Here is a 24,329-nt window from a genome sequence, read left to right as displayed (position 1 = left end):
CTGTGCCCGGAGCATGCGGGCAGAACGAGTGCAGGATGAAGGCCAGCGAAAGCGGCCGACGTGAGTCGGCGTGCCTCGAAAATGGCCGAAACTGGCGCGCGTGACGCCCCTCCTCTGGACATAGAGGCGGGACGCAGAGCTCCACATACAAGACGTTCCAAGTGACAACACGACGAAAGCCGGTCTATGCCAACCATCAACCAGCTGGTCCGCAAGGGTCGCCGCGACAAGCCCGCGAAGCAGAAGACCGCGGCCCTGAAGGGCAGCCCCCAGCGTCGCGGTGTGTGCACCCGCGTGTACACCACCACGCCCAAGAAGCCGAACTCCGCGCTGCGTAAGGTCGCGCGTGTTCGCCTGACCAGCTCGGTCGAGGTCACGGCCTACATCCCCGGTGAGGGCCACAACCTGCAGGAGCACTCCATGGTGCTCGTCCGCGGTGGTCGAGTGAAGGACCTCCCGGGTGTCCGTTACAAGATCATCCGTGGGTCGCTCGACACCCAGGGCGTCAAGAGCCGCAAGCAGGCCCGGAGCAAGTACGGCGCCAAGAAGGAGAAGAGCTAATGCCACGCAAGGGCCCCGCACCCAAGCGTCCGCTGATCAACGACCCGGTTTACGGGTCGCCCCTGGTCACGCAGCTGGTCAACAAGATCCTCATGGACGGCAAGAAGTCGACCGCTGAGCGCATCGTCTACGAGGCGCTCGAGCAGGCACGTGAGAAGTCCGGCACCGATCCGGTCGTCACCCTCAAGCGTGCGCTCGACAACGTCAAGCCGGCCCTCGAGGTCCGCAGCCGCCGCGTCGGTGGCGCGACCTACCAGGTCCCGGTCGAGGTTCGCCCCGGCCGTTCCACCACCCTCGCCCTGCGCTGGCTGGTGACCTTCTCTCGTGCCCGTCGTGAGAAGACGATGGTCGAGCGTCTGGCCAACGAGCTCCTGGATGCCAGCAATGGCCTGGGTGCGGCCGTGAAGCGTCGTGAGGACACTCACAAGATGGCTGAGGCCAACAAGGCGTTCGCGCACTACCGCTGGTGAATCGACGCCGGGCGGCACGCACTGTGCCGTCCCGGCGTTGCCACTATGTGTCGGTTCCTCCAGGGCCGGCTGACAACACAAATAGCATTGGTCCCGTAGGGGCCGACACGAGCAAACGAGCGGGGAAGAGTCCTGTGGCACAGGAAGTGCTGACCGACCTGAACAAGGTCCGCAACATCGGCATCATGGCGCACATCGATGCCGGCAAGACCACCACCACCGAGCGCATCCTCTTCTACACCGGTGTGAACTACAAGATCGGCGAGACGCACGACGGCGCGTCGACGACTGACTGGATGGAGCAGGAGAAGGAGCGCGGCATCACGATCACGTCTGCCGCCGTGACCTGCTTCTGGAACAACAACCAGATCAACATCATCGACACCCCGGGCCACGTCGACTTCACCGTCGAGGTCGAGCGCTCGCTGCGCGTCCTCGACGGCGCCGTCGCGGTGTTCGACGGCAAGGAGGGCGTCGAGCCCCAGTCGGAGCAGGTCTGGCGTCAGGCCGCCAAGTACGACGTCCCGCGCATCTGCTTCGTCAACAAGATGGACAAGATGGGCGCGGACTTCTACTTCACCGTGCAGACGATCATCGATCGTCTCGGTGCGAAGCCGCTGGTCCTGCAGCTGCCGATCGGTGCCGAGGACGACTTCGACGGCGTCGTCGACCTCGTCGAGATGCGTGCGATCACCTGGCGTGGCGTGGTGCCGACCGGTACGGCGCCGACCATCGAGGAGATCCCCGCGGATCTGGTCGAGAAGGCTGCGGAGTACCGCACCATGCTGCTCGAGACGGTCGCCGAGTCCGACGACGCGCTGATGGAGAAGTACTTCGGCGGCGAGGAGCTCACGGTCGAGGAGATCAAGGGCGCCATCCGCAAGATGACGGTCAACTCCGAGCTGTACCCGGTGCTGTGTGGTTCCGCGTTCAAGAACAAGGGCGTTCAGCCCATGCTCGACGCGGTCATCGACTACCTGCCGAACCCGCTGGACATCGGCGAGGTCACCGGCCACAAGCTGAACGACGAGGAGACCATCCTCACGCGTAAGCCGAGCAAGGACGAGCCCTTCTCCGCGCTGGCATTCAAGATCGCCGCGCACCCGTTCTTCGGCAAGCTGACCTTCGTGCGCGTCTACTCCGGACGCCTCGATCCCGGCCAGCAGGTGCTCAACGCCACCAAGGGCAAGAAGGAGCGCATCGGAAAGCTCTTCCAGATGCACGCCAACAAGGAGAACCCGGTCGAGGAGGCCGTCGCCGGCCACATCTACGCGATGATCGGCCTGAAGGACACCACCACCGGTGACACCCTGTGCGACCAGGCGAACCCGATCGTGCTCGAGTCGATGAGCTTCCCGGCGCCGGTCATCCAGGTGTCGATCGAGCCCAAGACCAAGTCCGACCAGGAGAAGCTGGGCACCGCGATCCAGAAGCTGGCCGAAGAGGACCCGACCTTCTCGGTCGAGCTCGACGAGGAGACCGGCCAGACCGTCATCGGCGGCATGGGCGAGCTCCACCTCGACATCCTCGTCGACCGCATGCGTCGCGAGTTCAAGGTCGAGGCCAACGTCGGCAAGCCGCAGGTGGCGTACCGCGAGACCATCACCAAGAAGGTCGAGAAGCACGAGTTCACCCACAAGAAGCAGACCGGTGGTTCGGGTCAGTTCGCAAAGGTGATCATCGCGCTCGAGCCCTACATCGGTGAAGAGGGCGAGCCGTACACGTTCGAGAACAAGGTCTCCGGTGGCCGTATTCCGCGTGAGTACATCCCCTCCGTCGACCACGGTGCGCAGGACGCGATGCAGTACGGTGTGCTCGCCGGCTACCCGCTGGTGAACCTCAAGCTGACGCTGCTCGACGGCGCGTACCATGACGTTGACTCGTCCGAAATGGCCTTCAAGGTTGCCGGTTCGCAGGCACTGAAGGAAGCCGCCCGTAAGGCCGGTCCGGTCATCCTCGAGCCGATCATGGCTGTCGAGGTGACCACGCCCGAGGAGTACATGGGCGATGTGATCGGCGACCTCAACTCCCGCCGTGGCCAGATCCAGGCCATGGAGGAACGCAGTGGTGCCCGTGTCGTGAAGGCGCTGGTTCCGCTCTCGGAGATGTTCGGCTACATCGGTGACCTGCGGTCCAGGACCCAGGGTCGAGCGAACTTCTCCATGGTGTTTGATTCCTACGCAGAGGTTCCCGCGAACGTCTCGAAGGAAATCATCGCCAAGGCAACCGGCGAGTAACACCAGCTGGGAGCAAGACCGCTGGCGAGTTTTCACCAGCTGAGCACGACAGAAGTACAAACCAACCCACCACTGCTGCATATCGCAAGCAACACAACAGGAGGCCATCAAGTGGCGAAGGCGAAGTTCGAGCGGACGAAGCCGCACGTCAACATCGGGACCATCGGTCACGTTGACCACGGCAAGACCACCACCACCGCAGCTATCACCAAGGTGCTTGCCGATGCCTACCCCGACCTGAACGAGGCCTCGGCCTTCGATCAGATCGACAAGGCTCCCGAGGAGAAGGCCCGCGGCATCACGATCAACATCTCGCATGTTGAGTACCAGACGGAGAAGCGCCACTACGCGCACGTCGATGCCCCCGGCCACGCCGACTACATCAAGAACATGATCACGGGTGCGGCGCAGATGGACGGCGCGATCCTGGTCGTGGCGGCCACCGACGGCCCGATGCCCCAGACGCGTGAGCACGTGCTGCTCGCCCGCCAGGTCGGCGTGCCGTACATCCTGGTTGCGCTGAACAAGGCCGACATGGTCGACGACGAGGAAATCCTCGAGCTCGTCGAGATGGAGGTCCGCGAACTGCTGGCCGCCCAGGAGTTCGACGAGGACGCGCCGGTCATCCCGATCTCGGCACTCAAGGCGCTCGAGGGCGACCCGAAGTGGGTCCAGAGCATCGTGGACCTGATGGCTGCCGTCGACGAGTCCATCCCGGACCCGGTTCGTGAGACCGACAAGCCGTTCCTCATGCCCGTCGAGGACGTCTTCACGATCACCGGTCGTGGCACCGTCGTCACCGGCCGTATCGAGCGCGGCATCGTGAACGTGAACGAGGAGGTGGAGATCGTCGGCATCAAGGAGACCTCCACCAAGACCACGGTCACCGGCATCGAGATGTTCCGCAAGCTGCTCGACCAGGGTCAGGCCGGCGACAACGTTGGTCTGCTGGTCCGTGGCATCAAGCGCGAGGACGTCGAGCGTGGCCAGGTTGTGGTCAAGCCCGGCACCACCACCCCGCACACCGAGTTCGAGGGCAACGCCTACATCCTGTCCAAGGACGAGGGCGGCCGTCACACGCCGTTCTTCAACAACTACCGCCCGCAGTTCTACTTCCGTACCACGGACGTTACGGGCGTCGTGACCCTGCCCGAGGGCACCGAGATGGTCATGCCCGGTGACAACACCGAGATGTCCGTCGTGCTGATCCAGCCGATCGCGATGGACGAGGGCCTGCGCTTCGCCATCCGTGAGGGTGGCCGCACCGTTGGCGCCGGTCGCGTCACCAAGATCATCAAGTGATCTAGCTCCACAACGCCGAACGGCGCTCACTCCGCAAGGGGTGGGCGCCGTTCGGCGTTTGGTGGGTGTGGCGGCTGCTGCGCGGCCCGGAGCCGGCCGCGCCCGGTCCGCCTGCCCGCGGTCGGGTTCAGGCAGGTTCGGACGAGTGCTCGGCGGGGTCGAGGTGCAGCAGCACCTGGGTCGCCACCGGTGCGCCGGGCAGTGCGGCGGCCATCGACAGTGCGATCGCCCCCGCGTCCCGGGTGAACTCCTGCAGGTCGACGGTGGGGTCCGCGAGGACCGTGACCCGCAGGGTGGCTCGGCCCCGGTCGTCGACGGCGGCCGAGCGGACCGTACGTACCCCCGGCAGCGCCGACAGTTCTGCGGCCAGGCCCACGGCCATCGGCCCCAGGTCGACGGACAGGTCCGGGTCCGGGGTGTCGCCGATCCGGACCGTGGCGGTGCGTCCGCGGCGCAGGTTGACCACCAGCAGGCTCAGCCCCGCCAGCAGGCTCACCGCGCAGGTGACGGCCAGGGCGGTCGGCCACCAGTGCGCGTCGGGCAGCGCAGCGATTCGGGCCCGGTCGAGGTGGTGGACCAGCTCGGTGGAGACGTCGAGACCCGCACGCCACGTCACCGCGAGCAGGCCGCCTGCCAGCAGCGCGGCCCCCGCGGCCAGCGCGACGATCCGGTCCAGGACCACGGTCCGTCGCCTCACGGTCGCGCCCGTCCGATCCGGATCCGCAGTTCCGGTCTGGAGGCCAGCGCCGCCAGCCGCGGCGCCACCGCGTCGTGTACCTCCGCGGTCAGCGGCGCGTCCGCCACGTCGCCGGTCGGTACGACGTGCACCGTCGCGCGCCGCCGGTCCACCGTGGTCTGCACCGACTGCACTCCCGCGACGGTGCCGGCGTGCGCGCTGCACATCCGCGCGACGTCGGTGGGCCGCAGCCACACCACCGGACCGGCATCGCTGCCGAGTGCGAGGTGCGTCCGGGACGTCGGCGCCACGGCGGTGTAGACCAGCACCAGCCCGAGGACCGCCGCGGCAATGCCGGCCGGCAGCATCCAGCCCTGCCAGTGCAGCTCGGCCACCCAGATGACCGCATTGCGCAGCCACGCGGCAGGCGCGATCACCTCGTGCGCGATCAGGAACTCGCGGCCGGTCAGCCCGGCCAGGGCCAGCAGGGCCAGCGCCACGAGCACCGTGACGAGCGCTGCCGCGGGTCTCCCCAGCGGCGGGCGAGCGGTGAACGGGAGGGTGCCGGCGGGGCCGTCGGCGGTCAGCTGGCGGGCATCGAGGTCGGCGGGTGCAGTCGGGTCGGCGGGGACCGCCGCCGCGACAACAACGTGCAGGGTCTCCATCGACAGTCCGCCGAGCGACTCGATCTGCTCGCCGACCTGTCGGTGCACCTCACGGGAGAGGGCCGCGACGGGACACGGCCAGGTCACCGCGAGGTAGAGCGCGATCGCGACGGAGTCGGTTCCCATCGAGACCTCGGCGCGCGGCAGTTCGCGGCCACTGAGCTGGAGGAGACCGCCGCTCTGTCGGACGACGCCCGGTACCTGCAACGCGGCCGCGACGGCGATCTTGGCGATCGCGCGGTCCTTGAGGACCAGCCGGCCGCGGGCACCGCGCTCACGATCGAGTGCGCTGTCCTCCTCCGCACCGGGGTCGACAGCGGTCGGGTAGCCCGGCGTGGAGTCGGTCGACGCGGGTTCGGCGCCGGGGTCGTCCAGCGCGGTCTCGCCCGGGTGCTGAGGGTCAGCCACGTCCCCGACCCCGCAGGAGGGCGCCGAGATCCACGTGGCCGTCCCGGTGTGCGCCGATCGCCATCCCGATTCCGCCGAGCAGGACCGCGAAGATGAAGCCGCCGAAGCCGCCGATGATCCCCGCCAGGGCAAGGAGTAGGCCGGTTATCAGCCCGATGACCGTGTTGTTCATGTCCGTGGCTCCTGGGTGCGAACCTCTGCCGGCTCGACGTCTTCGATCGTGACGTGCACGGGCACGGTCACCTCCGCAGCGAGAGCGGTCCGCACCCGGGCGGCGACGTCGACGACGTTGGCGGGGTAGCTGACGCCGATGTGGATCGCGCATGCGGTGTCGGTCAGCGTGACGCCGGAGACCCGGCGTCCGGGAAGGTAGGTCGCCACCTCGCCGAACTGGCCGCCGTGCAGGCCCGCGACGCCGGGAACGCCCAGGACCAGGGCGGCGATCCGCTCGGCGGGTTCGGGTTCGGGTCCGGTCGGGACGCTCACTGAACCCTCGGCCGGCTCTCGGGCTCCGGGGCGGAGGCGTCCTCGTCGAACAGCACCACGTCGTAGACGGTGATGTTGACCTCGGTGACTTCGAGTCCGGTCATCCGCTCGACCGCGGCGATGACATTCCGTCGGATCCCCGCAGCCAGTTCGTGCAGCGCCACGCCGTACTCGGCGACGATGCCGATGTCGATGGCTGCCTGGGTGGACCCGACCTCGACCGCCACACCCTGCCCGTGGTTGACCCGGGCGCCGGGGATCCGGTCGCGCAGCGCGCCGACCGCTCGCGCGGTGCCTCCGCCGACGTCGAAGACCCCGCTGATCTCCCGGGTCGCGATTCCCGCGATCTTGGCAACCACGGCATCCGCGATGAGCGTGGTGCCCTGGGAACTGACCAGATCGGTCGACGCCGCGGCGCCGTACTGCGCCGCGCCGAACTTCGCGAGTGCCGGACGCGCGGGCGTCGGCGGAGCCGTCGAGGCGGTGTTGTGGGAGTCGGTGGTCACACCAGTGACTCTAGTGAGTCGCGGAGCCCGGCGACGTCCGTGCGGTGCATCACCTACCGTGGGGTCCGACCGGCGAGAGGTAAGGATTGAAGAAGATGGGGCAAACCCAGGGCCAGGCGGAGCCCGATCGCGCCGCAGCGCCCGGCCACCACGGTGGTCGGGTCCGGGTGATCGTGACGGCGCTGCTCGTGTTGACCTGCCTGGTGTTGGCGTCCCTGAGCGGGGTGATGCTCTGGCAGCACCACTCGGCGACCCAGCGGCAGGCCGAACGCGAGGAGATCCTCCGTGCGGCCAGGGACGGCGCGATTGCCGTCAGCACCGTCGACCACGCGCATGCGGAGGACGACGTGCAGCGGGTGCTGGCCGCGTCGACCGGCCAGTTCCGGGACGATTTCGAGGAACGCTCGCAGGGGTACCTCGAGGTGGTCAAGCGGGCGCAGGTCAGCACCACCGGCCAGGAGGCCGAGGCGGGTATCGAGTCGCAGGACGGTGACACCTCGACGGTGCTCGTGCAGCTGACCTCGAAGGTGTCCAACAGTGCCGGTGCCCAGGACCAGGCCCGGACGCTCCGGTTGCGGGTCACGATGGAGAAGGTGGGCGACCGGTTCAAGATGTCGGGTCTGGAGTTCGTGGCATGAGCGGCGGTTCGACGCGGGGCAATCCGGAGGCGACGCAAAGGCGCAGGCCGTGGCAGGCGATCCTCCTGGCGGCCGCGCTGGTGCTCGCGCTCGTCGCCGGGGTGCTGTACCGGACGGTGTACCTGCCCGATCGACGGACCGACGACCGGGCCCGGGCCGAGGCCGCCGAGGCCGCCGCCGACGGCGCCGTGGCGCTGCTGACCTACACGCCGGAGACCACTGCCGCCGATCTGGCCGCGGCCGGGCAGCGGCTCACCGGCGAGTTCAAGGACTACTACGGGAGGGTCGCGGAGTCGGTGCTCGTGCCGGCCGCGCGGGAGCAGAAGATCAGTACCCACGCGAGCGTCACCGACACCGGAATCGGCTCGTTCGACGCCGACTCCGCGGTGGCTCTGGTGTTCCTCACTCAGACCAGCACGTCGGCGGATCGCCCCGAACCGGTCACGGCATCGGTCGGGGCCCGGGTGGAACTGAGCTGGGTCGACGACCAGTGGCTCATCTCGCGATTCGACGCAGGCTGACGGGCGTCGCACTACTAGAACGTGTGTCAGTTTGGTTTACTGGTGCACGGCCGCGTGCGGTCGCGGACGTAACGGACGTATCGGGCGTGAGAGGTTGAGCGGGATGAATGTCGAGCGAGGCAGTGGAACGGGCGGCGCCCGCGTCGTCGTCGTGGGTGCCGGGTTGGCCGGGCTGCGGACCGCGGAGGAACTGCGGGAAGCCGGGTACGACGGCGAGTTGGTGCTGCTCGGTGCCGAGTCGCACCCGCCCTACGACCGGCCGCCGCTCTCCAAGGAGGTGGTCCGCGGGGAACGCGACGACGTCAGCCTCAAGCCCGCGGAGTTCTTCGACGAGCACGGCATCGAACTGCGCCTCGGCGCCCCGGCGGTCGCGCTCGACACCGCCGCGCGCAGCGTCGCGCTGGCCGACGGCTCGAGCATCGGATACGACCATCTGGTGATCGCCACCGGGCTCGTCCCGCGGCGCATCCCCGGACTGCCCGAACTCGACGGCGTCCACGTGCTGCGGACCCTCGACGACGCCCTCGCGCTGCGCGCCGAGTTCGCTCCGGGCCGCACCGCGCTGGTGGTGGGCGCGGGATTCATCGGCTGCGAACTCGCCGCCAGCATGCGCAAGTCCGGGCTCGAGGTGATCCTGGTCGAGCCGCAGCCCGCTCCGCTCGCGTCGGTGCTCGGCCCGCAGGTCGGCGCGCTGGTCGGTCGACTGCACACCGCCGAGGGCGTCGACGTGCGCACCGGCACCGGACTGACCGGCCTGCTCGGCGAGGGCCGGGTGCGCGGGGCCGTGCTCAGCGACGGGACCGAGGTCGCTGCCGACCTGGTCGTCATCGGCATCGGTTCGGTTCCGGTCACCGAGTGGCTGACGGATTCCGGGGTGGCGCTGGCCGACCGCGCGGCCGGTGGCGGGGTCCTCGCCGACGAGTTCGGCCGCACCAGCGACCCGAACGTGTGGGCCGTCGGCGACGTGGCGGCATGGCGCCATCACGACGGGAGCCAGCGTCGAGTCGAGCACTGGACCAACGCGGGAGAGCAGGCCAAGGTGCTGGCCTACGCCCTGGTCGGCGGCGAGTCGCCGGCAGGCGAGCAGGTGCCGTACTTCTGGAGCGACCAGTACGACATCAAGGTGCAGGCCCTCGGCGAGCCGCTGGCGACCGACACCGTGCACGTGGTCCGCGACGACGGGCGCAAGTTCCTGGCCTACTACGAGCGCGACGGGGCACTGTCCGCGGTGGTCGGTGCCGGTCTCGCCGGTCGGGTCATGAAGATGCGGGCGAACATCGTTGCCCGCGTGCCGATCGCGGACGTGCTCGAGCCCGCCGGAGTCTGATCCGGGGGAGCGTCGCCTCGGCTCCTGTCTCGGGATGCAATAATCTCGACAGTCGAAATAAGTTTCTGTCGAGAGATCTCTGGGGTGACTGGGTGACCGGTAGACGGGCCGCAGGCAGGCTGGGCGTGGACAGGCCCGGCCAACAGGGCGAGAGCACGGCGGGCGCCGCCGCCGCGCTCGCGCTCGTGCACCGGCTGCGCGCACTCGCCGCGGACCTGGACCAGCTCGGTGCCGTCTTCGCCGAACGAAATGCGCTGCACGCCACCGATCTCCGGGCGCTGGTCGTGCTCCTCGACGCCGACCGCGCGAAGCTGCCTGCGACGCCGGGCTGGCTCGCCGCGCAGCTCGGTCTGGGCTCGGCGGCGACCACCGCGCTGCTCGACCGGCTCGAGCGAGCCGGTCACCTGGTGCGGGCCGCCGACCCGGGGGACCGGCGCCGGGTGCTGCTGCGGGTGCAGGAACAGGCCCGGTACCTCGGGTGGTCGTACTTCGCCCCGCTGGTAGGGCGGGTGGACTCGGCGATGACCGACTTCGACGCCGACGAGCGCGCCACGGTGGACCGCTTCCTCTGCGCGATCGGTGCGGCCGTGGCGGCGGAACCGGACCGTGCGGAGCGTCGGGTCGGGCGCGGCGACAGGTTGGCGCAGTGATCGTTGCGCTCATCGACTCCGGACTGGGGATGTTGCCCACGTCGGCGTGGCTGCGGCGGCTCCGTCCCGACCTGGACCTGCTGCTCTGCCTCGACCCCGAGGGCGCGCCGTGGGGGCCGAAGCCGCGGGACTGGGTGATCACGCGGGTCGTCGAGGCCGCCGAGCGGGCGGTCGGACTCGGCGCCGAGGTCGTCGTGCTGCCCTGCAACACCGCCAGCGTCACCGCGCTCGAGCACGTCCGCGAGCGACTCGGGCCCGGCGTCCCGGTGGTGGGCACGGTGCCCGCGATCAAGCCGGCGGCCGCCGCGTCGAGGTCGGTGGCGATCTGGGCGACGGCGGCCACCACCGCCAGCGACTACCAGGCCGACCTGATCGCACGATTCGGCAACGGCGCCACCGTCGTCGGGGTGCCGTGTCACGGTCTGGCCGACGCGATCGACCTCGGCGACCCCGCACGGGTCAGTGCCGCGATCGCCGACGCGGTCGCGCGCACCCCGGCGGACTGCGACGCCGTCGTGCTCGGCTGCACGCACTACCCGCTCGTCGAGACGGAGATCGTGGCCACGCTGCCCGCCGGTGTCCGGCTGTTCGACAGCGCGGAGGCGGTGGCGGCGCAGACGCTGCGGCGGATCGACGCGCTCGGCAGGACCGGCGCGGGGACCGGCGCGGTGTCGGTCCTGCTCAGCGGCATTCCCGGCGAGCTGCCCGCGAGTGCCCTCGACTACGAGGCGGGCCGCCTGCTCGGCGCCGCGCACCGGACCTAGTCGATCCGCCGGCCGGGCGGTCCGGCTCCCCGCCCGCTACGCGCCGGCCGCCTGCGCCCCGGGAGCTCCGACCCCGCTGAGCTGGCGCAGCCCCGCGACCACCAGTCGCGCGACCTCGCGCAGGTCCTCGGCGCGGCCCTTGGCCAGCTCGTCGAGGTCGCGCAGCCTCTCGACGCTGGCGGCGGCGAACATCGCGGCCACCCAGGCGGTGGCGCTGGAGTCGAGAGCCCGGTTGGACGCGGTGAACGGCGAGCTCGCCCGCAGCACCTCGATCGTGGCGTCGTGCAGGTAGCTGCGCAGCCGCCGGAGGTGCTCGCGTACCGCGGGATGGGTGTCGGCCTCGCGCCAGATGATCACACGCATCACCGAGGAATGGTGATCGCGCAGGTTCAGTGCGGCGTCGAGGTTCACCAGCGTCGACTCCGGTTCTCCGGTGACCACCAGTTCGGCGACGTCGGCGAGCGGGTCGGCGGGCAGGCGCTCGGTGACCAGCGTCGTCAGCAGCGACTCCTTGGTGGGGAAGTAGTAGAAGACCAGCCCCTTGGGCACGCAGGCCCGTGCGGCGATGGCTGCCGTGGCGGTGGCGTCGAAGCCCCGCGCGGCGAAGAGTTCCTCGGCGGCGTCGAGGATCAGCTTCCTCGCGTCGCCGTCCACGCTGGCCGTGCGGCGCGGACGCGGACCCGGCATGGGTACCTCCGAACGTAGGGGTGGGGCGAGCAGCGGTGCTCGCCCCACCGGGTGGTTCCTCCCATTGCGGTGCGGTGTACTTCGGTCAGTGGTGCGCCGCCAGTCCGCCACCGTGTCCGATGTGCAGCCGGGAGCTTTCCGGGAGCGCCGCCATCGCCACCCCGACGGTCAGTACGCCACCGACCCACGAGGTCCACGAGGCACCCGCCAGGTGCGAGAAGCCGGTGACCCAGGGGCTCAGGAACATCAGCACGCCGAGCACGCCCATCGCCCAGACGACCATCTCGGTGCCGGGCGATGCCAGGTTGGCGAGTCCGGCCACGGCCACCAGCACGCCGAGCACGATCATCGACCACCGTGCGGCGCTGTTGGTGTCGACCCAGATCGGCGAGAGCGCCACGAACGCACCGATCACCACGGCGGCCCAGTCCTGCCACCGAGACCATTCGACCTTCATCTCTGCCTCCTCGACGAGGGAACTCCTGACTCCGGTATAGCCCTGATTGACCGGCCGGTCAATGGCCGGAACCATGCGCCGACCTGGTCCTCGTGGGACGCTGTGGGGCATGCGCGACGAGGTGGTCAGGGCCCTGGCCGAGGTGGCGGACGCGGGCGACGCGCGGCAGTTCCAGCGGTTCTTCAAGACCGGTCCCGGTGACTACGGCGAGGGCGATGTGTTCATCGGGGTCCGGGTGCCCGCCACCCGGAAGGTCGCCACGCGGTTCGCGGACCTGCCACTGCCGGAGGTCGACGCGCTGCTCGACAGCCCGGTGCACGAGCACCGACTGGCCGCGCTGCTGATCCTGGTCGGTCGCTTCGAACGCGCAGGCGCGGTACGCACGCGAGACGAGGCGGAACGGGAGCGGATCGCCGACTTCTACCTGGCCGCGGTGCTGCGCGGACGGGTGAACAACTGGGACCTGGTCGACGGCTCCGCCGAGCGGATACTCGGCGGCTGGCTCTACGACCGGCCCCGGGACCTGGTCTTCACCCTGGGCGCCGATGACGACCTGTGGCGGCGCCGGGTGTCGCTGCTGACGACCTTCGGGTTCATCCGGCGTGGCGACGCGTCGACCACGCTGGAGCTGGCGCCGCGGCTGCTCGGCGACCGTCGGGACCTCACCCAGAAGGCGCTGGGCTGGATGCTCCGCGAGGTCGGCAAGCGGGTGGACCGGACGCTGCTGACCGGGTTCCTGGACCGCCACGCCGCGCAGATGGGGGCCACCGCGCTCAGCTACGCCACCGAACACCTCGACGCGGACGCCCGCGCCGGGTACCGGCGCGGGCGTCGACTGGGTGCATCGAGGGGCAGTGCCCCGAATGGCGGGTAGTGCCGCCGGTCAGAACTCGATCTTGAGGTGGTCGGAGACCGGGCGGGCCTGGCAGCCGAGGATGTAGCCGGCGGCGATGTCCTCGGGGTCGAGGATCTCGCTGTTGCCCATCTCCACGTTGCCCTCGAGCACGGTGCAGGCGCAGGACCCGCACTCGCCCTCCTGGCAGGAGTACGGCACGTCCAGGCCCTTGGCCAGCATGATGTCGACGAGGGTCTGCTTGCGCGGCCAGCTCATCTGGTGGGTCTCGCCGTCCAGCTGCACCTCGACGGTGGCGGCGTCGGCGGCCTCCTCCTCGGTGACCTCCTCCAGCTCGACGTCCTGGAACGGGTCGCCCGCGAGGGAGTTGAACACCTCGGCGTGCACCTGGGTGCGCGGGACGCCGGCCTCGGCCAGCGCCTTGTGCACGGTGTCCATGAACGGGCCGGGGCCGCACATGAACGACTCGTAGCCGCCGAAGGGCGTGGCCAGGGTGGCGAGCTGGTCCGGCGTCGGCAGACCCTGCACGCTCTCCAGCCAGTGGATGACGGTGAGGCGGGTCGGGTACTCGGCGGCGAGGCCGCGCAGCTCGTCGCGGAAGATCACCGACTTCTCGTCACGGTTGGCGTAGACCAGCACGACCTTGCCGGAGCCCTCGGTGAGCGCGGACTTCAGGATCGACATGACCGGGGTGATGCCACTGCCTGCGCCCCAGAGCAGGAAGTCGTGGTCGAGCGACTTCGGTGTGAAGACGCCGGACGGCGCCAGCATCTCGATGGTGTCGCCGACCTTGACGTTGTCGCAGAGCCAGTTGGAGCCGTAGCCCTCGGGGGTGCGCTTGACGGTGACCTTGGGCTCGGCATCGGTGAACGGCGAGCTGGCCAGCGAGTAGCAGCGGGCAACCGAGCCGGTCCGCTCGCTCGGGATGCGCAGCGTCAGGAACTGTCCGGGCTTGTACTCGAACTTGCTGCGCAGTTCCTCCGGGACCGCGAAGACCAACGAGCGCGCGTCGGAGGTCTCCTCGACGACCCCGGACACGGTGAGCACAACGGACCTGGAGCTGTGCGGCACGTCAACAGCGGTCATCGGTGGATCCTCTCAGGGTGAATCTGATTCTCAGCGGTCGATCTGAAACGTGTTCTAGTTCTCAAATGTAGCAGGAACCATCGAACCAGCAGGATGGTAATTCGCACCGGTCGGTTCCCGGCGAGCGGGATACATCAGCTCACAAGGATACGGAACGCTGTCGGTCGAGTTGCACGCCCAGTCCCGAGATCAGGGTCTCGGCGCCGAAGCGGTAGAAGTCCCGGGCGTGCACCTTGTCGAGGTGCCGAACGGCACGGGCGATGACCTCCGGCAGTGTCGACCGGTCGGGGATCGAGGGCTCCTGGTTGGCGATGCCGCTGCGGCCGAACAGGTAGGTGTGGATCGCCCCGTAGGCGACGAGCACGTTCCGCTCGGAGAACCCCGCGTCGAAGAGGATCTCCATCACCATCTCGACCAGGTGCCGCTGCGTGCGCAGCATCTGCTCGAGCAGTACCTCGCCCAGGCCGGGGTACCGGGCGAGCCGGTCGTCGATCTGATCGATCAGGGTCCGCAGCCGGGTCTGCCAGTCGCCGTCGCGGTCCGGGGCGGCGATACCGGCGAGCGCGGCGGTGGCGACCAGGTCGAGCAGCTCGCGCTTGTCGGAGACGTAGTAGTACGGAGCCATCGCCGAGACGCCGAGCTCGCGGGAGAGCCTGCGCATGGAGAGCTTGTCGAGTCCGTCCTCGTGCACCACGCGCAGGGCCGCCGCGACGATCTCCTCTTCGGAGAGGTTGCCGTGCGGGGGGCCGGCCGCGGGGGACTTGCCGTCGGAGTTCCGGGACACCGGGGACTTGCCGGCGGTGTTCCGGCCGGCAGGCCGTCCCAGGATCACGGACTTGTCCGTCATCACGCCCTCGGATATCTCACCCGGGGCTCGGACGTGCAGTTCGGAGGCAGGTAGTCCGGCGACATGCAGTCCGGGTCTCGAGTCCGGGTCCCATCAGCTGCGGCCCGAGCCGACTGTGGCACGGGTCCCGACGATGCGACCCGAGATGGGTGCGCATGGAGTCTGGTGCGCGAGGAGTCGACGGGCGTCGGCCCCGATGTCCATTTTACGACCTGGCGGGTGAAGAAGTGTCAGCTCTGCGGAAGTTGGTCGATCTTGCCCGCCGTCGACGTGGTGAGCGACCCGATGCCGTCGGCGAGCGTCGCGCCGCCGTCCCGTAGCAGGTCGGTCAGGATCAGGGAGTCGTCGGTGAGCCACTGCTCGTACGCGGACAGGGCGACGCCGAGCACCATCCAGCCGATGGTGCGCGGCAGGTGGTCCGAGGGTGCAAGCCCGAGCCGGGCGGCCGCGTACTCGGCGACGACCTCGCGCCAGCCGTTGTACATGACCATCGAATAGGCCTGTAGCGCAGGAGCTTTCAGGATTATCTCCATCCTGCTCCGATGTAGGGGCGCGACATCGGCGGGGAACTTGTTGAACTCGAGCAGTGCGGTCACCAGGCCCTCGGCCAGCGGGATGTCGTCGGGCAGGGTGGCGAACAGGGCGCGCATGTCGGACAGGTGGTGGTCGAAGTCGCCCCACGGCACGGCGTTCTTGGACGGGAAGTAGCGGAAGAAGGTCCGGCGGGCGATGCCGACGGCCTCGGCCACCTGGTCCACGCTGGTCTCCTCGAACCCGTGGCTGGCGAACAGTTCGATCCCGACGGCGCTGATCTGGGCGCGCGTCGTCGCCGGCCGTCTGCCGGTCCGGCCGCTTGTCATGCTGGGCACTGCCACAAATTTCGCCTCCTGGCTTTCATTATGCACTCGATGCCATTAGTGTGGTGAGCCGAGTCACAGCATCCTCGCTGCGACCGCCGCTCACCCTGACACAGGAGGTAAGCCAGATGGCCGACCATCGCGAAAACGCCGTTGCCGAGACGGAGCTCGTCCAGGAGTCGCTCGTGGAAGAGGTTTCGATCGACGGCATGTGCGGCGTGTACTGACCGTGAATCTGGACACCGGGTGGGCACTCCACCCGCAGGTGGCGCTTCGCCCCGAGCCATTCGGGGCGTTGCTCTACCACTTCGGCACCAGGAAGCTCTCGTTCCTGAAGAACGTCACCATCGTCGGCATCGTCACCTCGCTGGCGGAGCATCCCGACGCGCGGACCGCAATCCGTGCCGCCGGGGTCGACGATGCCCAGGTGGACACCTACGCGCGCGCCCTGGCCACCCTGGTCGAGTCGCAGATGATCGTGCCGGCCCCGGCCGGTGCGACGTCCGCAGCCTGATGCTGCCCCCGACGCAGCCCTTCGTGCGTCACCGAAACTCTTCTCTCCTTGCGAGGACACCCAGCCCATGACCTCCACGCTCGATCGCCCCGCGACCGGACCCGCACCCGTCGGCCGACTGGTCGACCAGTTCGAACTCGGACTCGACGCCCCCATCTGCCTGACGTGGGAACTGACCTACGCCTGCAACCTCTCGTGCGTGCACTGCCTCTCCTCGTCGGGTCGCCGCGACCCGAACGAGCTCTCCACCGAGCAGTGCAAGTCGATCATCGACGAACTGCAGCGCATGCAGGTGTTCTACGTGAACATCGGCGGCGGCGAGCCGACGGTGCGCTCGGACTTCTGGGAGCTGGTCGACTACGCCACCGACCACCAGGTCGGCGTGAAGTTCTCCACCAACGGCGTGAAGATCGACAAGAAGGTCGCCGAGCGACTGGCCTCGAGTGACTACGTCGACGTGCAGATCTCCCTCGACGGCGCCACCGCGGAGGTCAACGACGCGGTCCGCGGGCCCGGTTCGTTCGCGATGGCCGTGCGTGCCCTGGAGAACCTGAAGGAGGCCGGGTTCAAGGACGCGAAGATCTCGGTCGTCGTCACCCGTCACAACGTCTCCCAGCTCGACGACTTCAAGGCACTCGCCGACCGGTACGACGCCACGCTGCGGATCACCCGGCTGCGGCCGTCCGGTCGCGGCGCCGACGTGTGGGACGAACTGCACCCGACCGCCGGTCAGCAGCGCGAGCTCTACGACTGGCTGGTTGCCAACGGTGAGGGCGTCCTGACCGGCGACTCGTTCTTCCACCTGTCCGCCTACGGCGACGCACTGCCCGGGCTCAACCTGTGTGGCGCCGGCCGCGTGGTGTGCCTGATCGACCCCGTCGGTGACGTGTACGCCTGCCCGTTCGCGATCCACGAGCAGTTCCTCGCCGGGAACATCGTGTCCGACGGCGGCTTCCAGCACGTCTGGCAGAACTCGGAGCTGTTCGCCGACCTGCGCTCGCCGCAGACCGGCGGCGCGTGCACCAAGTGCAACCACTACGACGCCTGCCGTGGCGGCTGCATGGCCGCGAAGTTCTTCACCGGCCTGCCGATGGACGGCCCCGACCCGGAGTGCGTCATCGGGAACGGGGAGGCCGCGCTGGCCGCCGACCGCGGCGAGCTGCCGAAGTCGCACGTGGACCACTCGCGTACCGGACAGCGAAAGACCCCTCGGGCCTCGGTCCCGCTGACGCTGATGATGCGTCCCCCGGCCAAGATCTGTGACGAAAACCCGCTCGCGGGAATGGAATAGAGGATTCTCTTCATGGCTAAGAACGCCTGGTTCGAAACGGTGGCAGAGGCGCAGCGACGCGCCAAGAAGCGGCTGCCGAAGCCCGTCTACATGGCGCTGGTCGCCGGGTCCGAGAAGGGGCTGACGGTCGACGACAACATCGCGGCCTTCAGCGAGCTCGGCTTCGCGCCGCACGTGGCGGGGCTGCACGACAAGCGGGAGATGGCCACCGAGGTCATGGGGCAGCCCATCTCGATGCCCGTGCTGATCTCGCCCACCGGCGTGCAGGCCGTGCACCCCGACGGCGAGGTGGCCGTCGCGCGTGCGGCCGCCGCCCGCGGGGTTGCGATGGGGCTGAGCTCGTTCGCCAGCAAGTCCATCGAGGAGGTCGCCGCGGCCAACCCGCAGACGTTCTTCCAGATGTACTGGGTGGGCGACCGCGACACCCTGGTTCAGCGGATGGAGCGGGCCCGCGCGGCCGGCGCCACGGGGCTGATCATGACCCTGGACTGGTCCTTCTCGATGGGCCGCGACTGGGGCAGCCCCGCCATCCCCGAGAAGATGAGCCTCAAGGCGATGATCGACAACGCGCCCAGCGCCATCACCAAGCCGAGCTGGCTGTGGGAGTTCGCCAAGACCGGCAAGGTCCCGGACCTGACCACGCCGAACCTGATCAAGCCCGGCCAGGCCGCGCCCACCTTCTTCGGCGCGTACGGCGAGTGGATGGGCACCCCGCTGCCGACCTGGGAGGACGTCGCCTGGCTGCGCGAGCAGTGGGGCGGGCCGTTCATGCTCAAGGGCGTCATGCGGGTCGACGACGCCAAGCGCGCCGTCGACGCCGGCTGCTCGGCGATCTCCGTCTCCAACCACGGCGGCAACAACCTCGACGGCACCCCGGCGCCGATCCGGGCGCTGCCCGCGATCGCCGAGGCGGTCGGCGACGACCTCGAGGTGCTGCTCGACGGCGGCATCCGCCGGGGCAGCGACGTCGTCAAGGCCGTCGCACTCGGCGCCAAGGCCGTGATGATCGGTCGCGGCTACCTCTGGGGCCTGGCGGCCAACGGCCAGGCAGGCGTCGAGAACGTCCTGGACATCCTGCGCAGCGGCATCGACTCCGCGGTGCTGGGTCTCGGGCACTCGTCGATCGCGGACCTGTCCCCGTCCGACCTGGTGATCCCGGCCGACTTCCGCCGCGACCTCGGCGTCTAGAACGCCGCGGGCCGTGACGATACGGCTCACCGAACCGATCACCCTGGCTGGGCGTACCGCACCGGCCAGGGTGATCTTCGGTCCGCACGAGACGAACCTCGCTGTCGGACGCACGCTGTCCGCCGCACACGTCGCGTACTACGCCAGTCGGGCCCGGGGCGGTGCCGGCGTCGTGGTCACCGAGACGGCGTCCGTGCATCGCGGCGACTGGCCGTACGAGCGGGCCCCGCTGGCGGCCGACTGCGGGCCGGGCTGGCGGGCCGTCGTCGACGCCTGCCGCCCGCACGGAACGCTGGTGCTCGCCGGGCTCGGCCACACCGGCGCACAGGGCTCGAGCGCCTACTCGCAGTCGGCGCTGTGGGCGCCCTCGCCCGTCGCGGACGTGGTGACCCGGGAAATGCCGATGGAGATGGAGCGGTCCGAGATCGATTCGGTGGTAGCGGGATTCGCTGCCGCCGCCCGCATCGCCCGCGCCGCGGGGGTGGACGGCGTCGAGATCGACGCGGGCCCGCGGGCGCTCCTGCGACAGTTCCACTCCGGCCTGACGAACACCCGGTCCGACGAGTACGGCGCCGATCGGCTGCTGCTGACCCGGGAGGTGCTCGCCGCGGTCCGCGCCGAACTCGGTCCGGACCGAGTCCTCTCGCTGCGCCTGAGCTGTGACGAGGCGGCCCCGTGGGCCGGCGTGACGCCAGAGGTCGCCGCCGGGCACGCACGCGCTCTTGCGGATTCGCTGGATCTGCTGGTGGTGGTGCGGGGCGGCCCGATGTCGACCGGACAGTACCGACCGGACTCGCACACCGCGCAGGCGTTCAATGCGGGGCTGTGCGGCGGGATTCGGGCCGCGGTCGGTGGCGCGGTTCCGGTGGTCCTGCAGGGCAGCCTCGTCGACCCGGACGCCGCTCAGCTCGCACTCGACGACGGCGTGGCCGACGTCGTCGAGATGACCCGCGCCCAGATCGCCGACCCGGACCTGGTGGCAACGGTCCGGGCGGGGGACCGGCCGCGGCCCTGCGTGCTCTGCAACCAGGCCTGTCTGGTCCGGGACCCGATGAATCCACCGGTGGGCTGTATCGGCAATCCCGAGGCGGGTCGCGAGGTTATCGAAACTGCTGTGCCGCAACCTGACCCGAGATCGGTGCTGGTGGTCGGCGGCGGCCCGGCGGGGCTGGAGGCGGCCCGGACGCTGGCCGAGCGGGGCCACCGGGTGCGGCTGGTCGAGCGCTCCGAACGGCTCGGCGGCATGATCGCGGCAACCGCGGTCGGGGCAGGCCGGGAACGGTTCACCGAGCTGACCGACTGGCTCGAGGCGCGCTGCCGACGGCTCGGGGTCGGAATCTCCACCGGCAGGGAGGCGTCGGCCGCGGACCTGGACGCGGCCGTTCGCGCGGGCGAGGCGGTGGTGCTCGCGACGGGCAGCAGCACGCGACCCTGGGACGGCGACTGCGACGCCGAGGCGGCGATCGTCCCGGCGTCGGCGGTGCTCGGCGGGTGCCGTCTACCCGACGGCCCGGTGCTGGTGTTCGACCCGATCGGCGGACCGGTGGCGGTGGCGGTGGCGGAATGGCTTGCCGCACAGGGGCGCAGCGTCTCGCTGCTCACCGGAGACCCGGTGGTGGGCACCCGGCTCGGTCGCACCGGCGACCTGGCCGCGGCCAATGTCCGGCTGCAACGCGCCGACGTGACCCGGCACCTGTACTCGCGGATCCGCTCCGTCGGCGCGGCGGCCGCCGAGATCGAGGACGTGCACACGGGGGCCCGCCGCTCGGTGTCGGCCGCGGTCGTCGTGGACTGCTCGCCGGGTCTGCCCGCCGACGCACTGCACCGGCCGGAGGTCACCCTGCGGGCAGGCGACGCCGTCGCCCCGCGCACGGTCGCCGAGGCGGTTCGCGAGGGTCGGGCGCTGGCCGTGGAGCTGGGCGCCCGATGAGCGGGTATCCGCTGCTGCTGAGCCCGCTGCGGTTGGGGCCGGTGACCCTGCGCAACCGGGTGGTGTTTGCCGCGCACCTGACCAACAGCGCGGTCGACGGCCTGCCCACCGCCCAGCACGCCGCCTACTACGCGGCCCGTGCCCGGGGCGGCGCCGGACTCGTCATCACCGAGGAACACTGCGTCCACCCGACCGACCGGCCCTACGAGAAGCTGATCGCCGGGTACCGGCCCGAGGTCGTGGACGGCTACCGTCGGATCACCGAGGCCGTGCACCAACACGGCGCGGTCGTGCTCGCCCAGCTCAACCACAACGGCGGCCAGGGCACCGGCATGTACACCGGACTGCCGGTCTGGGCGCCCAGCCCGATCCCGGACCCGCTGTTCCGGGAGGTGCCCAAGGCCGTCGACGAGGCCGAGATCGCCGAACTGGTCGCGGGCTACGCGCGGGTCGCCGAGCACTGCAGGCTCGGCGGCTTCGACGGCGTCGAGATCCAGTGCTCGCAGTCCTCGATCCTGCGGGCCTTCCTCTCGCCGGATGCGAACCGGCGAGCCGACCGGTACGGCGGATCGCTGGCCAACCGGGCGCGGATGCTGCTCGCGGTGGTGGCGGCGGTGCGCGCCGCGCTCGGACCGGAACTGGTGCTCGGCGTCCGGCTGACCGGCGAGGAGGGGATCGCCGGCGGGATCCACCTCGACGAGGCGGTGGAGGTCGCCGCGATGGTCGAGGCCACCGGGCTGGTCGACTACCTCAACACCTCGATCGGCATGGCAACCGAGAGCCTGCACCTGATCGAGGCGTCGATGGCGGTACCGCGGGGCTATTCGTTGTTCATCCCCAGCGCGATCCGGCGGCGAGTGCGGCTCCCGGTGGTCGGCGTCGGCAGGTTCACCGGCCCCGAGCAGGCGGAGCGGGCGCTCGTCGAGGGGCACTGCGACCTGGTCGGGGTGGTCCGCGGGCAGATCGCCGACCCGGACTTCGCGGCGAAGGCGGCGGCCGGTGCGGCGGCGGAGATCCGGACCTGCCTGTCCTGCAACCAGGAGTGCGTCGGACGGGTGGGGCTGAACCGGTGGCTCGGCTGCGTCGAGAACCCCCGGGCCGGAAGGGAATCGGTGCCGCTGCCGATGCCGCCTCGGCGGGGCCTGCGGGTGTGCGTGGTCGGCGGCGGACCGGCCGGGCTGGCGGCGGCGGCGACCGCGGCCGAGCGCGGCCACCGGGTGACGCTGTTCGAGAGCGGCGAACTGCTCGGCGGTCAGGTCCGCACGGCCGCGGTCGGGGCCGGCCGCGCGGAACTGCTGGAGATGGTGCGGGTACTGACCGCGCAGGGCGCGCGGGCCGGTGTCGACGTCCGGACCGGGACCACCGCGACGGCGGAGATGCTGCGCGCGGAGCGTCCCGACGCGGTGCTGCTTGCCACCGGTGCCCGGCCCCGACGCCCCCCGTGGGCGGGCGACCTGACCGCGGTGGTGGACGTCCGGGACGTGCTCGAGGGCCGGTTCGCGCCCACCGGCAGGATTCTGCTGGTCGACGAACTCGGTTTCCATCAGGGCACCTCGACGGCGGAACTGCTGGCGGAGCGCGGCTGCCGGGTCACCGTCGCGACCAACGCCATGGTGGTGGGGCAGGACCTGGGCCTGACCCTGGACCTGGAGGGCTGGCGGGCACGCGCCCACCGGCTCGGCATCGACTCGTGGACCGACGTGGTCCCGATGTCCGCGACGGCCGACGCCGGGGGCGTGCGGGTGAGCCTGCTGCACCATCCGACCGGAGTCACCCGAGAGGTCGTGGTGGACGCGGTGGTGTGCTCGGTGCACCAGGATCCGGTGACCGAGCTGTGGCGGGAACTGGCAGGCGGCGACATCGAGGTCCACCGGATCGGTGACGCGCTGGCGCCGCGGCGGGCCGATGCCGCGGTGGTCGAGGGCCACCGGGTCGCAGTCGCCCTGTAGGACCGATCCCGTGGCCTCGGACTCTCACTCGGCCTTGGCCGCGGCCTTCTGGAGCAGGCCCCAACTGAACTGGGCCTCGCAGGCGGTGCCGTCCGGGACGGTGAACTCGGCGGTGGCGTGGCTGGGCACCGTGCCTGCCGACATCCGGAAGCGGACGGGGCCGCAGGTGCGCTCGAGGTCGTCGATGGTCACCAGCCACGGCCGCAGGTCCGCGGGTTCGGTGATCGTCGGTGCGGTGCCGGTCAGTGAGCGGGAGTCTTCGGCGCGGACCAGTCGTTCGTCGATCACCTCGCCGCCGGGGCCGAAGGTGATCTGGAACTGCAGGCCCGGCCACAGCGGCATGGTCCAGCCCTCCACCGCCAGGTCGCCGCCGAGGGCGGTGGACCGGGTCCCGGTGAAGTCGGGGCGGCCGAGGGCCATTCGGTACCTGGCGGCGCCGTCCGGGAAGCCGCTGCGCAGTCCCCGTTGCCACTGCGCATGAGCGGCGCGGGCGTCGGTACCGCTCTTGCCGAGGTTCTTCAACGCACCCGAGACGAGAGTCGGCTGGTGGTCGTCCATCCGTCGCAGCAGCATCAGCTCGAAGTTGACCAGACCGAAACCCGCGAGGGGCATCCGTGCCATGACCATCTGTCCTCCTGTGACATTCGGGAGCAACGCAATCCGTGAAGCGCCGAGGGTGCGGTGTCGTGGGATGCGACGGGTCGCGTCAGATTCCGGTGCCCGCGTCCCCGGGCAGGAGTCGCTGCGGCGCCTGGCCGAAGTTCCACTCGCCGTCCGGTGTGGGTGTCAGCACCCACACCACGTCGTACCGGTGCTCGGGCCACGGATCTGGTACTGCTCGGTCCGCGAGACCGAGCGCCGCGACGATGTCGGGCAGGTACTCGCGCTGCCACGAGATCAGCACGGGCCCCTGGGCTCGGCGAACCTCCTTGGCGAGGTCCTTCACGTCGGCGCGCCCGAACAGCGTGTTCACCTCGACGGCGAGCCTGGTCGCCAGCGGCGTGACCGTCTGCAGGGACCGCTTGCTGCCGTTCTTCCGGCTGGGTGTCGAGGCGAACAGCGCCCGCGGCCGCACGAGCGGCGGGTCCGGTTCGCCGTCGGCGGGTGCCAACAGGTCGGCCAGCGCGGCGGCCCGTCGCCAACCGGTCGCGGTGAGGGACTCGGTGCACCGGGTGCCGTCGGCGTCGACCCCGGGATCGGAACCGCCGTCCTCGTCGGGGCGTTCGGCATGCCGAACGAGCATGATCGTCGTCGGATCGCTCTGGTCCTTGGCCACGGCCCCATTGTTCACCCCTGGCCACGGGTTCGGCCCGGGCCACGCCTCGGGCCGACCGAATGTCGCGTCCGGTCCGGCCGGGGCGGAGAGGCGGACGGTCATTTGCGGGCCACCGGGCCGCCGGGTAAAGCTATGCCCGGCCAGCAGGCCGGGATCCGACGGACGGCCGCCGGGTCCGCAGCG

The 24,329-nt window shown here is 70.2% G+C and carries 28 protein-coding genes; 16 read left to right on the top strand and 12 right to left on the bottom strand.

The features are described from left to right. Positions 1–186 precede the first annotated feature (186 nt). The 4 genes from rpsL to tuf all read left to right on the top strand — a co-directional run bounded on the left by rpsL (position 187) and on the right by tuf (position 4,570). Positions 187–561, top strand: a complete 375-nt coding sequence (rpsL, locus tag ACFO6S_RS15070; RefSeq protein WP_378418298.1) for a 30S ribosomal protein S12 — start codon at positions 187–189, stop codon at positions 559–561. After that, positions 561–1,031 carry a 30S ribosomal protein S7 gene (gene rpsG, locus ACFO6S_RS15065; RefSeq protein ID WP_378418296.1) on the top strand — a complete coding sequence of 157 codons (471 nt, stop codon included), beginning with the start codon at positions 561–563 and terminating at the stop codon, positions 1,029–1,031. The genes rpsL and rpsG overlap by 1 nt, the downstream gene beginning before the upstream one ends. A gap of 134 nt (positions 1,032–1,165) precedes the next feature. Next, complete coding sequence (gene fusA, locus ACFO6S_RS15060) at positions 1,166–3,268, top strand: elongation factor G (RefSeq protein ID WP_378418294.1); 2,103 nt, start codon at positions 1,166–1,168, stop codon at positions 3,266–3,268. A gap of 111 nt (positions 3,269–3,379) precedes the next feature. Next, a complete protein-coding gene (gene tuf, locus ACFO6S_RS15055) occupies positions 3,380–4,570 on the top strand; it encodes an elongation factor Tu (protein WP_378418292.1) in 1,191 nt (396 codons plus the stop codon). 127 nt (positions 4,571–4,697) lie between these two features. On the opposite strand, the gene ACFO6S_RS15050 is transcribed toward tuf, so the two are convergent. From ACFO6S_RS15050 to ACFO6S_RS15030, 5 genes are read right to left on the bottom strand one after another with little or no spacing between them, the layout of a single operon-like run. Further along, complete coding sequence (locus ACFO6S_RS15050; RefSeq protein ID WP_378418290.1) at positions 4,698–5,267, bottom strand: hypothetical protein; 570 nt, start codon at positions 5,265–5,267, stop codon at positions 4,698–4,700. After that, the gene (locus tag ACFO6S_RS15045) at positions 5,264–6,319 is read right to left on the bottom strand and encodes a DUF6286 domain-containing Asp23/Gls24 family envelope stress response protein (protein ID WP_378418288.1); all 1,056 of its coding nucleotides are present in this window, start codon (positions 6,317–6,319) and stop codon (positions 5,264–5,266) included. Before ACFO6S_RS15045 ends, ACFO6S_RS15050 begins: the two co-directional genes overlap by 4 nt. Beyond that, positions 6,312–6,491: a DUF2273 domain-containing protein gene (locus ACFO6S_RS15040; protein ID WP_378418287.1), complete on the bottom strand. Its 180-nt coding sequence runs from the start codon at positions 6,489–6,491 to the stop codon at positions 6,312–6,314. The genes ACFO6S_RS15045 and ACFO6S_RS15040 overlap by 8 nt, the downstream gene beginning before the upstream one ends. Then, the gene (locus ACFO6S_RS15035; RefSeq protein ID WP_378418285.1) at positions 6,488–6,805 is read right to left on the bottom strand and encodes an Asp23/Gls24 family envelope stress response protein; all 318 of its coding nucleotides are present in this window, start codon (positions 6,803–6,805) and stop codon (positions 6,488–6,490) included. Before ACFO6S_RS15035 ends, ACFO6S_RS15040 begins: the two co-directional genes overlap by 4 nt. After that, the gene (locus ACFO6S_RS15030) at positions 6,802–7,203 is read right to left on the bottom strand and encodes an Asp23/Gls24 family envelope stress response protein (protein WP_378418704.1); all 402 of its coding nucleotides are present in this window, start codon (positions 7,201–7,203) and stop codon (positions 6,802–6,804) included. The genes ACFO6S_RS15035 and ACFO6S_RS15030 overlap by 4 nt, the downstream gene beginning before the upstream one ends. Before the next feature lie 203 nt (positions 7,204–7,406). Here ACFO6S_RS15030 and ACFO6S_RS15025 point away from each other — a divergent pair, with 203 nt between their 5' ends. From ACFO6S_RS15025 to ACFO6S_RS15005, 5 genes are all read left to right on the top strand, one after another. Next, on the top strand, positions 7,407–7,949 hold the full coding sequence (locus ACFO6S_RS15025) for a mammalian cell entry protein (RefSeq protein WP_378418284.1): 543 nt from the start codon (positions 7,407–7,409) through the stop codon (positions 7,947–7,949). Further along, positions 7,946–8,470, top strand: coding sequence for a twin-arginine translocation pathway signal (locus tag ACFO6S_RS15020; protein ID WP_378418282.1), 525 nt, complete (start codon positions 7,946–7,948; stop codon positions 8,468–8,470). Before ACFO6S_RS15025 ends, ACFO6S_RS15020 begins: the two co-directional genes overlap by 4 nt. A gap of 103 nt (positions 8,471–8,573) precedes the next feature. Then, on the top strand, positions 8,574–9,797 hold the full coding sequence (locus ACFO6S_RS15015; RefSeq protein WP_378418280.1) for an NAD(P)/FAD-dependent oxidoreductase: 1,224 nt from the start codon (positions 8,574–8,576) through the stop codon (positions 9,795–9,797). Positions 9,798–9,889: 92 nt separating this feature from the next. Beyond that, positions 9,890–10,447 carry a MarR family winged helix-turn-helix transcriptional regulator gene (locus ACFO6S_RS15010; protein WP_378418278.1) on the top strand — a complete coding sequence of 186 codons (558 nt, stop codon included), beginning with the start codon at positions 9,890–9,892 and terminating at the stop codon, positions 10,445–10,447. Next, positions 10,444–11,211, top strand: coding sequence for a glutamate racemase (locus ACFO6S_RS15005; RefSeq protein WP_378418276.1), 768 nt, complete (start codon positions 10,444–10,446; stop codon positions 11,209–11,211). The genes ACFO6S_RS15010 and ACFO6S_RS15005 overlap by 4 nt, the downstream gene beginning before the upstream one ends. Positions 11,212–11,247: 36 nt before the next feature. On the opposite strand, the gene ACFO6S_RS15000 is transcribed toward ACFO6S_RS15005, so the two are convergent. Both ACFO6S_RS15000 and ACFO6S_RS14995 read right to left on the bottom strand, forming a co-directional pair. Then, on the bottom strand, positions 11,248–11,898 hold the full coding sequence (locus ACFO6S_RS15000; protein ID WP_378418274.1) for a TetR/AcrR family transcriptional regulator: 651 nt from the start codon (positions 11,896–11,898) through the stop codon (positions 11,248–11,250). A gap of 85 nt (positions 11,899–11,983) precedes the next feature. Beyond that, positions 11,984–12,355, bottom strand: coding sequence for an SPW repeat protein (locus ACFO6S_RS14995; protein WP_378418272.1), 372 nt, complete (start codon positions 12,353–12,355; stop codon positions 11,984–11,986). Between the two features lie 109 nt (positions 12,356–12,464). Here ACFO6S_RS14995 and ACFO6S_RS14990 point away from each other — a divergent pair, with 109 nt between their 5' ends. Continuing rightward, complete coding sequence (locus ACFO6S_RS14990; RefSeq protein WP_378418270.1) at positions 12,465–13,229, top strand: DNA alkylation repair protein; 765 nt, start codon at positions 12,465–12,467, stop codon at positions 13,227–13,229. Between the two features lie 9 nt (positions 13,230–13,238). Here the strand turns inward: ACFO6S_RS14990 and ACFO6S_RS14985 are convergent, their stop codons facing one another. The 3 genes from ACFO6S_RS14985 to mftR form a co-directional block, all read right to left on the bottom strand. Further along, on the bottom strand, positions 13,239–14,294 hold the full coding sequence (locus tag ACFO6S_RS14985) for a 2Fe-2S iron-sulfur cluster-binding protein (protein WP_378418268.1): 1,056 nt from the start codon (positions 14,292–14,294) through the stop codon (positions 13,239–13,241). Between the two features lie 139 nt (positions 14,295–14,433). Further along, positions 14,434–15,141, bottom strand: a complete 708-nt coding sequence (gene mftR2, locus ACFO6S_RS14980) for a mycofactocin system transcriptional regulator MftR2 (protein ID WP_378418267.1) — start codon at positions 15,139–15,141, stop codon at positions 14,434–14,436. A gap of 230 nt (positions 15,142–15,371) precedes the next feature. Then, complete coding sequence (mftR, locus tag ACFO6S_RS14975; RefSeq protein WP_378418702.1) at positions 15,372–16,001, bottom strand: mycofactocin system transcriptional regulator; 630 nt, start codon at positions 15,999–16,001, stop codon at positions 15,372–15,374. Positions 16,002–16,126: 125 nt separating this feature from the next. Here mftR and mftA point away from each other — a divergent pair, with 125 nt between their 5' ends. The 6 genes from mftA to ACFO6S_RS14945 all read left to right on the top strand — a co-directional run bounded on the left by mftA (position 16,127) and on the right by ACFO6S_RS14945 (position 22,870). Continuing rightward, entirely contained in the window at positions 16,127–16,225 is a 99-nt protein-coding gene (mftA, locus tag ACFO6S_RS14970) for a mycofactocin precursor MftA (RefSeq protein ID WP_072842752.1), read from the top strand. After that, on the top strand, positions 16,210–16,512 hold the full coding sequence (mftB, locus tag ACFO6S_RS14965; RefSeq protein WP_378418265.1) for a mycofactocin biosynthesis chaperone MftB: 303 nt from the start codon (positions 16,210–16,212) through the stop codon (positions 16,510–16,512). Before mftA ends, mftB begins: the two co-directional genes overlap by 16 nt. A gap of 67 nt (positions 16,513–16,579) precedes the next feature. Beyond that, positions 16,580–17,803 carry a mycofactocin radical SAM maturase gene (gene mftC / locus ACFO6S_RS14960; RefSeq protein ID WP_378418263.1) on the top strand — a complete coding sequence of 408 codons (1,224 nt, stop codon included), beginning with the start codon at positions 16,580–16,582 and terminating at the stop codon, positions 17,801–17,803. 12 nt (positions 17,804–17,815) lie between these two features. Further along, the gene (gene mftD / locus ACFO6S_RS14955; RefSeq protein WP_378418262.1) at positions 17,816–18,991 is read left to right on the top strand and encodes a pre-mycofactocin synthase MftD; all 1,176 of its coding nucleotides are present in this window, start codon (positions 17,816–17,818) and stop codon (positions 18,989–18,991) included. A 13-nt stretch (positions 18,992–19,004) separates the two neighbouring features. Next, complete coding sequence (locus ACFO6S_RS14950; protein ID WP_378418260.1) at positions 19,005–20,921, top strand: mycofactocin system FadH/OYE family oxidoreductase 1; 1,917 nt, start codon at positions 19,005–19,007, stop codon at positions 20,919–20,921. Further along, positions 20,918–22,870 carry a mycofactocin system FadH/OYE family oxidoreductase 2 gene (locus ACFO6S_RS14945; protein ID WP_378418259.1) on the top strand — a complete coding sequence of 651 codons (1,953 nt, stop codon included), beginning with the start codon at positions 20,918–20,920 and terminating at the stop codon, positions 22,868–22,870. Before ACFO6S_RS14950 ends, ACFO6S_RS14945 begins: the two co-directional genes overlap by 4 nt. 24 nt (positions 22,871–22,894) lie before the next feature. Here the strand turns inward: ACFO6S_RS14945 and ACFO6S_RS14940 are convergent, their stop codons facing one another. Both ACFO6S_RS14940 and ACFO6S_RS14935 read right to left on the bottom strand, forming a co-directional pair. Beyond that, positions 22,895–23,491, bottom strand: coding sequence for a hypothetical protein (locus ACFO6S_RS14940; protein ID WP_378418257.1), 597 nt, complete (start codon positions 23,489–23,491; stop codon positions 22,895–22,897). An 85-nt stretch (positions 23,492–23,576) separates the two neighbouring features. Beyond that, the gene (locus ACFO6S_RS14935; RefSeq protein ID WP_378418255.1) at positions 23,577–24,146 is read right to left on the bottom strand and encodes a hypothetical protein; all 570 of its coding nucleotides are present in this window, start codon (positions 24,144–24,146) and stop codon (positions 23,577–23,579) included. Positions 24,147–24,329: the final 183 nt, after the last annotated feature.

The sequence above is a fragment of the Rhodococcus kronopolitis genome, assembly GCF_042654025.1.
GTDB lineage: Bacteria > Actinomycetota > Actinomycetes > Mycobacteriales > Mycobacteriaceae > Rhodococcus_G > Rhodococcus_G kronopolitis.
Note: the sequence above shows the minus strand (reverse complement) of the source record. Positions and strands in the feature narration are given on the sequence as shown.

What these genes read in the sequence shown, in the direction of transcription:
- rpsL (WP_378418298.1), top strand. Translation starts at nt 187, where the DNA reads ATGCCAACCATCAACCAGCTGGTCCGCAAGGGTCGCCGCGACAAGCCC.
- rpsG (WP_378418296.1), top strand. Translation starts at nt 561, where the DNA reads ATGCCACGCAAGGGCCCCGCACCCAAGCGTCCGCTGATCAACGACCCG.
- ACFO6S_RS15040 (WP_378418287.1), bottom strand. Translation starts at nt 6,491, where the DNA reads ATGAACAACACGGTCATCGGGCTGATAACCGGCCTACTCCTTGCCCTG.
- ACFO6S_RS15025 (WP_378418284.1), top strand. Translation starts at nt 7,407, where the DNA reads ATGGGGCAAACCCAGGGCCAGGCGGAGCCCGATCGCGCCGCAGCGCCC.
- ACFO6S_RS15020 (WP_378418282.1), top strand. Translation starts at nt 7,946, where the DNA reads ATGAGCGGCGGTTCGACGCGGGGCAATCCGGAGGCGACGCAAAGGCGC.
- ACFO6S_RS15015 (WP_378418280.1), top strand. Translation starts at nt 8,574, where the DNA reads ATGAATGTCGAGCGAGGCAGTGGAACGGGCGGCGCCCGCGTCGTCGTC.
- ACFO6S_RS15000 (WP_378418274.1), bottom strand. Translation starts at nt 11,898, where the DNA reads ATGCCGGGTCCGCGTCCGCGCCGCACGGCCAGCGTGGACGGCGACGCG.
- ACFO6S_RS14995 (WP_378418272.1), bottom strand. Translation starts at nt 12,355, where the DNA reads ATGAAGGTCGAATGGTCTCGGTGGCAGGACTGGGCCGCCGTGGTGATC.
- ACFO6S_RS14990 (WP_378418270.1), top strand. Translation starts at nt 12,465, where the DNA reads ATGCGCGACGAGGTGGTCAGGGCCCTGGCCGAGGTGGCGGACGCGGGC.
- ACFO6S_RS14985 (WP_378418268.1), bottom strand. Translation starts at nt 14,294, where the DNA reads ATGACCGCTGTTGACGTGCCGCACAGCTCCAGGTCCGTTGTGCTCACC.
- mftR2 (WP_378418267.1), bottom strand. Translation starts at nt 15,141, where the DNA reads ATGACGGACAAGTCCGTGATCCTGGGACGGCCTGCCGGCCGGAACACC.
- mftR (WP_378418702.1), bottom strand. Translation starts at nt 16,001, where the DNA reads ATGACAAGCGGCCGGACCGGCAGACGGCCGGCGACGACGCGCGCCCAG.
- mftA (WP_072842752.1), top strand. Translation starts at nt 16,127, where the DNA reads ATGGCCGACCATCGCGAAAACGCCGTTGCCGAGACGGAGCTCGTCCAG.
- mftC (WP_378418263.1), top strand. Translation starts at nt 16,580, where the DNA reads ATGACCTCCACGCTCGATCGCCCCGCGACCGGACCCGCACCCGTCGGC.
- mftD (WP_378418262.1), top strand. Translation starts at nt 17,816, where the DNA reads ATGGCTAAGAACGCCTGGTTCGAAACGGTGGCAGAGGCGCAGCGACGC.
- ACFO6S_RS14945 (WP_378418259.1), top strand. Translation starts at nt 20,918, where the DNA reads ATGAGCGGGTATCCGCTGCTGCTGAGCCCGCTGCGGTTGGGGCCGGTG.
- ACFO6S_RS14940 (WP_378418257.1), bottom strand. Translation starts at nt 23,491, where the DNA reads ATGGCACGGATGCCCCTCGCGGGTTTCGGTCTGGTCAACTTCGAGCTG.